This window comes from Phyllobacterium sp. K27 (assembly GCF_054796155.1).
The window spans coordinates 144,397-157,567 of the sequence record NZ_JBTWND010000003.1; the positions used below are offsets into that span (position 1 = coordinate 144,397).

At 54.7% G+C, this 13,171-nt stretch carries 10 protein-coding genes; 2 read left to right on the forward strand and 8 right to left on the reverse strand.

All coding sequences use genetic code 11. The features are described 5' to 3' along the window. Positions 1–55: 55 nt before the first annotated feature. The gene (locus ACYJL1_RS18505) at positions 56–1,072 is read left to right on the forward strand and encodes a helix-turn-helix transcriptional regulator (protein ID WP_460898401.1); all 1,017 of its coding nucleotides are present in this window, start codon (positions 56–58) and stop codon (positions 1,070–1,072) included. A gap of 21 nt (positions 1,073–1,093) precedes the next feature. Here ACYJL1_RS18505 and ACYJL1_RS18510 read toward each other — a convergent pair whose 3' ends face one another. Continuing rightward, positions 1,094–2,011 (reverse strand): AraC family transcriptional regulator, encoded by a 918-nt coding sequence (locus tag ACYJL1_RS18510; protein WP_460898402.1) that lies wholly within the window; start codon positions 2,009–2,011, stop codon positions 1,094–1,096. 182 nt (positions 2,012–2,193) lie between these two features. On the opposite strand from ACYJL1_RS18510, the gene ACYJL1_RS18515 reads away from it, so the two are divergent. After that, positions 2,194–3,234: an NAD(P)-dependent alcohol dehydrogenase gene (locus ACYJL1_RS18515; RefSeq protein ID WP_460898403.1), complete on the forward strand. Its 1,041-nt coding sequence runs from the start codon at positions 2,194–2,196 to the stop codon at positions 3,232–3,234. A gap of 90 nt (positions 3,235–3,324) precedes the next feature. Here the strand turns inward: ACYJL1_RS18515 and ACYJL1_RS18520 are convergent, their stop codons facing one another. From ACYJL1_RS18520 to ACYJL1_RS18550, 7 genes are read right to left on the reverse strand one after another with little or no spacing between them, the layout of a single operon-like run. Next, positions 3,325–4,464, reverse strand: coding sequence for an SAM-dependent methyltransferase (locus ACYJL1_RS18520; RefSeq protein WP_460898404.1), 1,140 nt, complete (start codon positions 4,462–4,464; stop codon positions 3,325–3,327). Then, a complete protein-coding gene (locus tag ACYJL1_RS18525) occupies positions 4,436–7,099 on the reverse strand; it encodes a nitrate reductase (protein WP_460898405.1) in 2,664 nt (887 codons plus the stop codon). The genes ACYJL1_RS18520 and ACYJL1_RS18525 overlap by 29 nt, the downstream gene beginning before the upstream one ends. Beyond that, positions 7,096–7,428, reverse strand: a complete 333-nt coding sequence (gene nirD, locus ACYJL1_RS18530; RefSeq protein WP_460898406.1) for a nitrite reductase small subunit NirD — start codon at positions 7,426–7,428, stop codon at positions 7,096–7,098. The genes ACYJL1_RS18525 and nirD overlap by 4 nt, the downstream gene beginning before the upstream one ends. Positions 7,429–7,432: 4 nt before the next feature. Next, on the reverse strand, positions 7,433–9,892 hold the full coding sequence (gene nirB / locus ACYJL1_RS18535) for a nitrite reductase large subunit NirB (protein ID WP_460898407.1): 2,460 nt from the start codon (positions 9,890–9,892) through the stop codon (positions 7,433–7,435). Continuing rightward, positions 9,892–10,689, reverse strand: a complete 798-nt coding sequence (locus ACYJL1_RS18540) for an ABC transporter ATP-binding protein (protein WP_460898408.1) — start codon at positions 10,687–10,689, stop codon at positions 9,892–9,894. The genes nirB and ACYJL1_RS18540 overlap by 1 nt, the downstream gene beginning before the upstream one ends. A 10-nt stretch (positions 10,690–10,699) precedes the next feature. Then, on the reverse strand, positions 10,700–11,593 hold the full coding sequence (ntrB, locus tag ACYJL1_RS18545; protein WP_460898409.1) for a nitrate ABC transporter permease: 894 nt from the start codon (positions 11,591–11,593) through the stop codon (positions 10,700–10,702). 10 nt (positions 11,594–11,603) lie between these two features. Continuing rightward, positions 11,604–12,902: a CmpA/NrtA family ABC transporter substrate-binding protein gene (locus ACYJL1_RS18550; RefSeq protein WP_460898410.1), complete on the reverse strand. Its 1,299-nt coding sequence runs from the start codon at positions 12,900–12,902 to the stop codon at positions 11,604–11,606. Positions 12,903–13,171 lie beyond the last annotated feature (269 nt).

A 13,171-nucleotide genomic window follows, 5' to 3' on the forward strand; every position in this document is an offset into this window, starting at 1 on the left:
GCAGCGCAATTGCCGGAATTGCCTGTGCCGAAGTTTTGAGATGGGAAGACTGCGTATGAAAGATCCTCGGGAGGCGGAGGTTGACGGTCTTGACCGGAACCGGAAACGGCGTGTCTGCATCGGCGATTTCATGGATGTCGAAGGGTTGAACCTTGAGACAAGCGATGACAAGCTTTCTCTGGATGATACCCTGATCGAGGGGCAGTTTCTCCATCGGCAACTGCGTCACGGCATGTGCATTCACGGTGGCGACGTGATGGAGGAACGTGCTTTCACGGCCACGTCTGTGCTGCGCGAAGGCCTGTCCTGCATCTTCTTTCTCCAAGGACAGGTCGAATTGAATGTCGGCGACAGGAATTTCGTTTTCAAAGGCAATCGGCACTGCAATCTGGAGGGCGCCGCAATCATGAGCGTAAGCGAGGAGCGCTTCGAAAGAATATCGCGGGAGCGGCAGCACGTAAGACATCTTGTCGTGTCGGTCACACCGGAATGGCTCGAGATGGATGGGGGCGATGTTGCCAGCGGCAGCCTCGCCCAGCGGCTTTTCAAGGATCATCTGGCACATGGTCGATGGATACCCACGCCGCGCCTGCGTGAAGTGGTCAGGCAAGTCATGGCTCCGTCGGACATGATCCCCTCGCTTCACAATCTTTTTCTCGAAGGACGCTGCGTAGAGATAGTGGCGGAGACAGTCGCTGCATTGCTCAATACAGATCGTGCCCAACAACGGCCGGCTGCCCTCACCAAGCGGGAATTGCTGCGCCTTCAACGGGCAAAAGAAGTCATTGCAAAGGACATTGCCACACCTCTGACCGTAGAGGCGATTTCCCGCGCCGCCGGTGTCAGTGCCAGTGGGTTACAACGATTATTCCGTGTCTCCGAGGAAATGAGTGTTTTCGAATATGCTCGCAAGGCACGGCTGGAGCGTGCTTTTGCAGCCCTGCGGTCGGATGAGGCGAGTGTCAATGATGCAAGTCTGCTTGCGGGCTATTCCAGCCCGGAAAACTTCGCGACTGCCTTCAGGCGGCAATTCGGCATACGCCCCCGCGATGTGCGGAAATCGATGACGTGAACGCATCAGGCTGGAGAACGATCACGACAACGATTTGCTCTCGCCCCCGGCACGACGCATACGTTCGGCGTCGCGCAATGGTGGTGAGCCGTAGAGGCGGCTATACTCGCGGCTGAACTGTGATGGACTGTCATAGCCGACCTTGTGTCCGGCCATGCCGACATCCAGTTGATCTACCAAAATAAGTCGGCGCGCTTCATGCAGGCGAAGCTTCTTTTGGTACTGCAACGGCGTCATTGCCGTGACGGCCTTGAAATTGTGATGGAGCGAGGAAACGCTCATATTGATACGCCCCGCCAAATCCTCGATCCGTAGCGTTTCGGTAAAATTATCCCTTATCCATGCAATAGCGCGGACCACCTTGTTGCTTTGACTTTCGGACATGGCAATCTGCAGCAATCGCGTGCCGTCAGGGCCAGAGAGAAGGCGATAAAGAATTTCGTGTTCTATCAACGGGGCTATGACGGCAATATCCTCAGGCCGGTCGAGAAGCCGCAGCAGCCGCACCGAGGCATCAAGAATCTCTGGCGATGCAACATTCACAGCCCAGCCCCTTATGCCATCTGCTGCCACAGGACGCGGAATACTGTCACGGGCAATCATGTCGCTCAACCGGGCACTGTCAATCGTGTATGTAAAGCACAGATAAGGCGCTTCCGGGGTAGCCTCTATCACATGCGATTCAACCGGCAGGTCAAGCGAGGTCAAGAGATATTGACCCGCGCCATAGCGATAAATTTCCTGCCCTACCGTCAGGCTTTTTGCGCCCTGCACAACAATGGCAAAGCCCGGTCGATAGGCGCTATGGTGGGGCATCGTCGGTGCACTGCGGCGATAAAAACTGAGATTGCCAATCGCCGTGGAAAAATCACCATCCCCACCGGTAAAACGGTCGATGATTGTGGCAATTTCCTGAAAGGGAGAGAATGGTAGTGTCATATCCTGATCGCTTGCTTCTGAGGTTGCCAAGGCACAGCACTTTATATCATGCTTGATCAGCGCGGTATCAGGCTCGCTGTCACTTTTGCAGGATTGTGCAATAAGCTTGCAGGATCACTCTACCGCTCCAATTCCGATTGGGCTCATAGTAGCGCTCTACATCCCCCAAAAAGGAAATACCCATGGCTATTGCAAAAGGCTACGCAGCAACAGATGCGTCGCAACCTCTTACCCCCTTCACTTTTGAGCGCCGTGAACCGAACGAAGATGATGTCGTCATATCGGTCAAATATTGTGGTGTTTGCCATTCCGATATCCATCAGGCCCGCAATGAATGGGGCAACGGCATATTCCCGATGGTGCCCGGCCACGAAGTGGCAGGCATTGTCACTGCGGTTGGTTCCAAGGTGAAGAAATTCAAGACAGGTGATCGCGTCGGCGTCGGATGTTTTGTCAATTCCTGCACCAAATGTGCAGAGCGGAATGTCGATCTCGAGCAGTATATGCCCGGGCTCGTCCAGACCTATAATGATTTTGAAGCTGATGGCACCACTCCGACCTATGGCGGCTATTCGGACTCGATTGTCGTCAAGGAAGGTTATGTTCTCTCCTTCCCGGAGAACCTGCCGCTTGATGCAGCTGCCCCGCTTCTGTGTGCGGGTATCACCCTCTATTCGCCGCTTCACCATTGGAAGGCCGGTCCCGGCAAAAAGGTTGCAATTGTCGGTATGGGTGGGCTCGGTCATATGGGCGTCAAGATTGCACACGCAATGGGCGCCGAAGTCACCGTTCTCAGTCAAACTCTGTCGAAAAAAGACGACGGGATAAAACTGGGTGCCAGCCATTATTATGCAACCAGCGATGCGGAAACATTCAAGACGCTGACAGGCACGTTCGACCTGATCATTTGCACGGTCGGCACCACGATTGATTGGAATGCCTATCTCAACCTGCTGAAGTTAGACGGCACGATGGTGCTGGTTGGCGTCCCGGAGAATGCCGTACCCGTGCATGCATTTTCAGTGATCGGCGGGCGCAAAACCCTTGCCGGCTCCATGATTGGTTCGATCAAGGAAACCCAGAAAATGCTGGATTTCTGCGGCAAGCACAACATCGTTGCCGAGATCGAAACCATCAGTATCAAAGATATCAATGAGGCCTATGAGCGTGTCCTGAAAAGCGACGTACGCTATCGCTTCGTCATAGACATGGCTTCCCTCTAACTTCCTGCAACTCATCAGGCCGCTTTGTTTCATAGCGGCCTGATATCAGGCAGCCATTTTGAGCAGGAACAGGCAAACTGATCCATCGAACTATCTCCCAGCTTGTTCACTATATCCTGCATTGGCATAGCTGAAGGGGACAGTGGCCACCTCACAGCGCAGCATTTCTGCGCTATCCGCAATCACGCCCGGAATCATGCGCGCGCGGATCCCGAATTGTTCCAGCGCAGCTATTTCCTCGCGCAAATAATCGGCACCAGCAGGATTTCCCAACTCTATGCGGACGACATTTTTTCCTTCGTCCAACAGGGCCGCAATGTAATCAACCGTTTGCCCTGTACGTCGGTCAACAGGGGTTCTGCGCGCCTCTCGTCTGGCGAATTCAAGGATTTCGTTGGACACCCCCGGCCCAAACAGAACGATGTCGGCCGCCTGCAATGCACGAATGGCCTTGAGCGTGAGCAATTCCGGGTCTCCCGGTCCGGCGGCAAGGAAAGTAATTTTTCCCATGCGTGACGGGCGGCTATCACCATTTGCTGCCTCCGCAAGCAGTTCCGTCAGCGCTGCCTCATTGGGTTTGCCGATAAAAACCCGGTCCACAAATCCTTCCCAAAAACGCCGCCGGGCTCGTCCAGATTCCAGCCGGTCGTTTACCTTACCGCGAAGGCCTTGCGCCATTTGCGCCCAAAGCTGCAAGGAAGCAGGCAGTATCGCCTCAATCCTGCGCCTTATTGCCTGAGCAAGTATAGGTGCAGCGCCATCCGTCGATATCGACACGATCACGGGGGAGCGATTGACGATTGAGCCGAATTGAAACTGGCAGAACGCCGGCTTGTCTATAACGTTTACAGGCACGCCTGCTTCTATACCGGCATTGAGGAAAATTTCCGCATCGGTTTCATTGTCAAAATCGCCAATCGCCAGCGATGCGCCTTTCAAGTCCGCGACTGTGTAAGGCCTCGCATGGTGCGCATATATTTGAAGGTCTGAGCCCGATAAATCATCGACCAGACTGGAAAAAACATCGGATAACTCTTGCGCATAGATGTGAACCATTGCGCCGCACGCCGCCAGAAGCTCTGCCTTCCATGCCGCACCTTCCGATCCGCCGGCAATAACGACACGCTTTCCCTTCAAATCCCAGAAGATCGGCAATTTTGCCAATGGGGATACGCGCGCGCTTGTTTGATTTCCTTGCCGCTTATTCAGCGGCCACAACGTTGCATCCATCGATGATCCCTCTGATTTCGGCCCGACAGGAACCGCAATTTGTTCCTGCATTCGTCGTCGCCCCTACAGAAGCGACACTCATGCAACCGCTGCGAGCAGCAGCAACGATCTGGTTAAAGCCTACGCTGAAGCAGGAGCAGACAATGGCTCCCTTGTCCGCGCTTCTGTCTCCGGGGCGGCCAGCAATGATGGAAAAACGCTTTGACAGATCAGTATGGGAGCATGAGAGCTGCTCGATCATCCAACTGCGCGCAGCTGCAACAGGTTTAGCTGCAATGAACATGGCGGCCAAAAGCCTGCCTTCGTCAAAAAACGCCAACCGAAAATCGCCTGACTGTCCGTCGTGATAGCCCAATGGTTCGATATCTGCCGGAATGCCAAACGTTGTCCGGGCCCATTGCGTCCAGTCAGCAATGTCGTTTCCGGCAAACTCCACCCTCCAGCCATCTTGCGCTTTTGCTACTGCCCAATAGGGCAGATCGATGTCTTTCGGCTTTGTAATGGAAACGGCAAAACCATAATTTGAAGCAGCAAATTTTTTCGCTGCAACGGCGCTGCTTTTCAAAGCGGGCTGACCCGAAACCGGGTCAACGCGGGGCGCAACCAAGCTATCGATGCGGGCTTTGGCGGCAAAATTGTCATTCCAGTGCATGGGCACGAAAACATTGCCGCGCGTCTGCCGATCAGTCACCGATGCTCTGACGATAACATTGCCATAGGGGCTTTCCAGCTCCACCAGATCGGCGCTTTCAACTCCGATTTCCCCGGCATCGACAGGATGGATTTCAGCAAAGGGCTCTGCAATATGCGCGGAAAGACGAGCACTTTTGCCAGTTCGGGTCATGGTATGCCATTGATCGCGAATACGTCCGGTATTGAGCGTTAATGGAAAATGGGTATCCGACCGTTCCACATTTCCAGCTTCTACCGCAATGAACCGCGCTTTCCTGTCAGCATGAAAAAAGCCACCATTGCCAAAGAACCGGCTTTCCTCTCCCGACCCTGTTTGCGGCTGTGGCCACTGCACAGGGGACAGCGCATCATAGGCTTGCCCGTCAATTTGCGCATAGGCGCCAATATCAAAATCGCGCGTGCCTTCGTTTTCAAAAGCTGAAAGAGCAGCATGCTCTGCAAATATTTCATCGGGCGAGTTATACTGAAAAGCGGCGTCGAAACCCATTTTTCTGCCCACCTCAGCCAATTGCCACCAATCCGCCTTGGCTTGCCCGGGGGCGGGTAGAAATGACCTTTGCCGCGAAATCCTGCGCTCGGAATTGGTGACCGTCCCGCTTTTCTCACCCCACCCAAGCGATGGCAGGAAAACATGGGCGTGGCGGCTCGTATCGGTTCGGGTCACGTCAGACACAACAACGAATGGACAGGCTTTGATAGCAGCTTGAACCGCATCCGCATCGGGCATGGATACAACAGGATTGGTCGCCATGATCCAGATGGCTTTGATGCGGCCATCGGCAACGGCCTGGAACATATCAACAGCCTTCAGTCCGGGCTTGGAGGCTATGCGTGGCGAACCCCAGAACCGCTGAACCCTGTCTCTGTCCTCCTCGCTTGCAATTGACATATGTGCAGCGAGCATATTGGCAAGTCCGCCGACCTCGCGCCCGCCCATGGCATTGGGCTGGCCTGTCAGAGAAAACGGCCCCATACCCGGCTTGCCGATACGGCCGGTTGCCAGATGACAGTTGATAATGGCGTTTACCTTGTCCGTCCCGGAGGATGACTGGTTCACACCCTGACTATAACAGGTGACTGTTTTTGGCGTGGCAATGAAGAGCTTGTAGAAAGCTTCCAATTGCTGCTCATCCAGACCCGTCTTTCGGGTTAGCTCATCAACGCTCAATTGACGCGCGGCAGCGAAAGCCATCGCAAAGCCCGATGTGTGCTTCTCAATATAATCATGATCAACGCTCGCCGATCCCGCAAGAAAACCAAGCAGGCCGAGGAACAATGCAACATCGCCGTCCGGGCGGATGGCAAGGTGCATATCAGCAATATCGGCAGTCATTGTCCGGCGCGGATCAATGACAACAATCTTCATTTGGGGGCGTTCAGCTTTGGCTGCGGCCAGCCGCTGATAGAGCACGGGGTGGCACCATGCGAGGTTTGAGCCCGTCAGAATAACAAGATCCGCCAGTTCCAGATCCTCATAAGTGCCGGGAACAGTATCTGAACCGAAAGCGCGCACATGGCCTGCAACCGAAGAGGACATGCACAGGCGCGAATTCGTATCAATATTGGCCGAGCCGATAAAACCCTTCATCAGCTTGTTGGCAACGTAATAGTCTTCCGTGAGCAGTTGCCCTGAAACATAAAAGGCAACACTGTCGGGGCCATGCTGGCGGATCACATCGGAAAATCGGCTTGCTACCAGCCCCAATGCCTCATCCCAACTTGCACCCGCTCCAAACACCTTCGGTTGAAGTAACCGCTCTTCCAGACTAACGGTCTCGCCAAGAGCGGAACCTTTCGAGCAAAGACGCCCGAAATTGGCAGGGTGCAAGGGGTCACCCTTGATGCCAATGGTTCCGCTCTCCTCCCGGGTGGCGAGCACGCCGCACCCCACCCCGCAATAGGGGCATGTGGTGCGAGTGCCTGCTGCTTCCTGATTCATCATTCCGCCGCGACAGCTGTGGTTTCCAGATGGGCGAGAATACTGTCCCCGTCCAGCTTGAGCGGAATGGTTCGAACACTGCCCTCATCAGCGCCAAGCGCTTTTCCTGTTTCCAGTGAAATGACCCAATTGTGCAAAGGGCATGTAACCGATGCGCCGTGCACAATGCCCTGACTCAAAGGGCCTCCCTTGTGCGGGCAATGATCGTCAATGGCGAAGACCTGATCTTCCATCGTGCGGAAGACTGCAATCTTTCCCTGCGGAGTCATGACACAGCGGGCACCGCGCCGTGGAATATCATTGATCGAACCGATCGCAATCCATTCACTCATCGCCTTACTCCGCTGCCTGTGCATAGCCGATCGTGGCCATCGGTTTGAACTCGTGCTTGTCCACGCCCGAAACGCGCTCCGACCAGGGATCGACCTGTGCGAATTTCTGGCTGAAAACGAACCTGTCAAAGAAGCCTTTGCGCTTCTCCGCGTCAGTCATGATCTGGCGGCGTATTTCATCAAGGCCGACACGCTTGGCCCATTTGTAAATGCGCTCCAGATAACGCGCCTGCTCTCGGTACATTTGCGCGAGCGCAACAACATGCTCCAGCGCTTCGTCCTCGCTCTTGACGAGGCCCAGCACCTCCGTTCCCTTGATATCCAGCCCCGCTGCACCGGCGAAGTGAATTTCATAACCGGAATCCACGCAGATAATTCCGATGTCCTTGCAGGTGGCCTCCGCACAATTGCGCGGACAGCCGGACACAGCCAGTTTGAGTTTTGCTGGCGTCCATGAGCCCCACATGAACTTTTCAATGCGGATGCCGAGGCCCGTTGAATCCTGGGTACCGAAGCGGCACCAATCGGACCCGACGCAGGTTTTCACCGTGCGCAGACCCTTGGCATAGGCTTGCCCCGATACAAAACCGGCCTTGCCGAGATCGGCCCAAACGGCGGGCAGGTCTTCTTTCTTGATCCCCAGCATGTCGATGCGTTGGCCACCCGTGACCTTGACCGCAGGGATGTCGAACTTATCAACGACATCGGCGATGGCGCGCAATTCCGATGAGTTGGTCATGCCGCCCCACATGCGGGGAACAACAGAATAAGTGCCGTCTTTCTGGATATTGGCGTGCACGCGCTCATTGATGAAGCGGGACTGATAGTCGTCCGCATATTCATCGGGCCAATCGGAAACGAGATAGTAGTTCAATGCCGGACGGCATTTTGCACAGCCGCAGGACGTTTTCCATTGCAGTTCCTGCATCACCGCGGGGATTGACTTCAATCCCTTGGCTTTGATCAGGCGACGTACATCATCATGACCAAGATCAGTACAGCCGCACATGGGTGTAACAGCTGACGGGTTATACTTGTCGCCGAGCGTCAGCGTCAGAAGCTGTTCGACAAGTCCAGTGCAACTGCCGCACGAAGCTGATGCCTTGGTATGAGCACGAACATCATCAAGCGATGTCAGGCCCTTGGATGTGATCGCGCCTGTGATTTTTCCTTTGCATATGCCGTTGCAACCGCAGATTTCCGCATCATCCGGTAATGCTGCAACGGCCGCCATAGGGTCCAGCGGGGATCCTCCCTGGTAGGACTGGCCAAAAATCAGGGTCTCTCGCATCTCCGAAATATCGGTGCGTTTTTTGGTGAGGTCATGGAACCATGCGCCGTCAGAGGTTTCGCCATAAAGCACGGTTCCAATGATCCGATCATCCTTCAGGACAAGGCGCTTGTAGACACCGGCGGCTGCGTCGCGCAGCACGATCTCCTGCCGGTCGTCACCTTCGCCAAGATCACCCACCGAGAACAGATTAATGCCTGTTACCTTCAGTTTTGTTGGCGTTTCGCTGTGAACAAAGGCCGCGCTTGAATCGCCAGCGAGTTGCGCCGCAACAACACGGGCCATTTCATATAATGGTGCGACAAGCCCGTAACATTGGCCGCCAACCTCCGCGCATTCGCCAATGGAATAGATATCGGGGTCGGAGGTGCTCATTCCGGCATTCGTGACAATGCCGCGATTGATTTCCAGTCCTGCATCCTTCGCCAAGGTTCCGTTTGGCCTGATGCCAACCGCCATGACAACCAGATCGGCTGGCAATTGTGTGCCATCGGCCAATAGAACGCCTTCGACCTTGCCGTTGCCGATAATTTCCTTGGTATTGGCCTTGGTAATAACCTTGATGCCGCGTGCCTCTACAGCCTTTTCCAAGAGATAGCCCGCCGCCGGATCAAGCTGGCGCTCCATCAGTGTCGGCATGACATGCAGCACGGTCACTTCCATGCCGCGCGATGCAAGACCCGCTGCCGCTTCCAGTCCGAGCAGGCCACCGCCAATGACGATTGCCTTTGCCCGTGACTGTGCGGCCAACAGCATGGCATTGACATCATCAAGATCACGATAGGTCAGAACGCCCGGAAGGTCTTTGCCCGGCAATGGCAGAATGAAGGGCACGGAGCCGGTGGCGATGAGAAGCTTGTCATAACTTTCCGTCGTACCTGCATCGGAGGTAACGGTCTTCGCCTCGCGGTCAATATTGACGACCTTGTGGCCCTTATAGAGGGTGATGCCGTGCTTGATATACCATCCATCGCCATGGATGATAATCTCTTCAAATTCCTTCTCGCCCGAAAGGACGGGCGAAAGCATGATCCGATCGTAATTAACCCGTGGTTCGGCATTGAAGATGACAATTTCATAGGCGTCGGGCGCCAGTTCCAGCAGATACTCCAGCGCACGGCCGGGAGCCATGCCATTGCCGATGACGACCAGTTTCTGTTTGCGCGCTGCCATTATGCGGCCTCCACAAGACGGTGACGTTCGTACAGGAATTTCATTACTGCCGAGCGGCAGCGGGTATAGGACGCATCCGAGGCCAGCTCGATGCGACGGCGCGGGCGGTCCAGCGGCACGTCGAGTACCTCGCCAATCTTTGCCGAGGGGCCATTGGTCATCATCACGATACGGTCTGAAAGGAGGACTGCCTCGTCAACATCGTGGGTAATCATCAGAACCGTGTTGGCGAGTTCCGCATGAATCTGCATCACCTGGTCCTGAAGATGCGCGCGCGTCAGGGCATCGAGTGCTCCGAACGGTTCATCGAGCAGAAGCACCTTGGGCTCCATGGCCAAGGCGCGCGCAATGCCCACCCTTTGCTTCATGCCGCCCGATATTTCCGAAGGCCGTTTGTCCTTGGCGTGTACCATCTGCACAAGTTCAAGGTTGCGCATGGTCCATTCATGCCGCTCTGCGCGGGTCTTGGTTGACGAGAATACTTTGTCGACCGCCAGCTTCACATTCTCATAGGTTGTAAGCCATGGCAGAAGTGAATGGTTTTGAAACACAACGGCCCTGTCCGGTCCCGGTTTGTCGACGACGCTGCCTTCAAGAAATACAACGCCCCGCGTTGCCTGTGTAAGCCCTGCAACAATGTTGAGCAGTGTCGACTTCCCGCAGCCGGAATGACCGATGATTGAGATGAACTCGCCTTTTTCAACAGTAAGCGAGACTTGATTGAGAACCTGGGTGGTGGCGCCGCCACGGCTGAACACCATGTCGATCTGTTCTAGCGAAAGATAGGGTTTTGCCATGATGAGCTCCTCAGGCACTTGCCGTGTTGCGGGTGACAGCCTTGGCGATGAAGGCAATGAGGCGATCAAGGAAATATCCGACGATGCCAACATAGATGAGCGCCAGAATGATGTCGCTGATGAGCGATGAGTTCCAGGCATCCCAGATGAAGAAGCCGATGCCGACACCACCGATCAGCATTTCCGCGGCAACAATAGCGAGCCAGGAAAGCCCGATACCGATGCGCAGGCCGGTGAAAATATAGGGTGCCGCAGCCGGGATCATGATCTTTGCAAAATACTCAAGCTGATTAAGCCGCAATACCTTCGCCACATTCTGGTAATCCTGTGGAATATTGCGGATACCGACCGCGGTATTGATGATGATCGGCCAAATCGCGGTGATAAAAATCACAAAGATTGCTGATGGATTGCCGTCTTTGAAAGCAGCCAGAGACAGGGGCAGCCATGCGAGAGGTGGCACCGTTCGCAGAACCTGAAAGATCGGATCGAGACCACGCATGGCCCACTCGCTTTGGCCGACCAGCACTCCGAGCGCGATACCTGCAAATGCGGCAAGACAATATCCGAGCGCAACCCGCTTGAGGCTTTCGAAAATATGCCAGAATAATCCCTGATCAATGCCCTGCCCCACGTAAAACGGATGAATAATAAGTTCCCAGGTTTCAGAAACGACACGCGAAGGCGGCGGGACGTTTGCGGTGGGAGAAGAACAGACGATCTCCCAGAATATCAGCAGAAACAAAAGGGTCACGAGTGGCGGAAGGACGTGTGCGGTAACAGATGAAAGCCATTGACGCAGGGCATCGCTTGCAGGAATCCGCTTGGAAACGGCAAGAGGAACTATTTGAGCCTGGGGTTTAACAGGTTCACTGGTTTTCAGGCGGACAGGATTAGCGGTCATTCCGTTCTCCTCACGCAAAATGTTTGATGTCGAGGCTGGCGAGATAGGTCTGCGGATTTTCGGGATCGAAAACCTTGCCGTCGAAGAATGTTTCGACGCCGCGAGATTTGGAGGTTGGAACATCTGCCGTTGCGATACCAAGTTCGCTCGCAGCTTCCCTCCACAGGTCTTCGCGATTCACCTGTCCGACCAGCCCGGAAATATCCGTATCCGGTGCAAACTTTCCCCAACGGATATTTTCAGCGAGAAACCATTTGTCGTGGCTCTGGAAGGGGTAGGAGGCATGATCACGCCAGAACTTCATGAGGTGGGGGCTGGCATTTTCGATTCGACCGTTGCCGTAATCATACTCACCCTTCAGCCGGCCCGCGATGTCTTTGGGCGGAACGTTGAACCAGGCCCGCTTACCGACCATTTTCGCAAGTTCATCCTTATTCGCCAGATCATCAGACCATTGCTGCGCTTCCATGATTGCCATGAGCAGCGCCTTGGCAGCATTGGGGTGCTTCTCGACCCAGTCGGCCCGCATGCCGAGCGACTTTTCCGGATGCTTCGCCCATAATTCTCCCGTATTGAGTGCCGTATAGCCGATACCCTGGTTTACAAGCTGTGCGTTCCAGGGCTCGCCGACGCAGAAGCAGTCCATGGTACCGACTTTCATGTTGGCAACCATCTGGGGTGGCGGCACCACGATCGTGTCAACATCCTTGTCCGGGTCAATACCGCCCGCCGCCAGCCAATACCGCAACCACAAATCATGTGTTCCACCAGGAAACGTCATGGCAGCCTTGGCTGCATTTCCTTCGGCTTTCTTTTTGGCGAAAGCTTCCTTCAAAGCACTGGCATCCACGCCCACTTTATTGTGCGCATAGGCCGAACCAACGGAAATGCCCTGAGCATCCAGATTAAGGCGGGCCAATATGACCATGGGCAAAGGTTGATTGTTTTGGGTCACCTTGCCCGTGCTTATCAGATAGGGCATGGGCGTCAGGATGTGAGCGCCGTCTATGCCATTCCCTTGAGAACCCAAGACAAGATTATCACGCGTCGTTCCCCACGAAGCCTGCTTTACAACCTCAACGTCCGGCATCCCGTATTTGGCAAAGAGGCCTTTTTCCTTTGCAACGATGAGCGGGACTGAATCCGTCAAAGCAATAAAGCCGAGAACGGCCTTGGTCGTTTCAGGGCCGGCACCAGCGGCAAAGGCACCGCTGGGAAACAGAGATTTTGCGGCTGCCAACAGGGTCAGCGCGCCACTTGTCTTCAGGAATTTGCGTCGCGCCATGCCATTTGAAAGTTTCTGATCCATAAGCTTCCCTGCACTATTTGGCCATAAAGGCTGGTCGAAAAAAAAACGCCGCTGGATCACGCACACTCCCGGTAAACCGTTGGAATGAACTGAGCCAAGCGACGTCTGTGTCTTTTGAAAGCACCCGATGCGGTGCCAGCGGTTCCTGTCTCCATTGACGGAACATATTTATAAAAGCAATTAGCGTGCCAACTGCGATAGAATTTTGTTAATTACTTGATTCTAAATGAAGTTTTTTAATATGCCCTTCTTCAACACATAAAATCTCC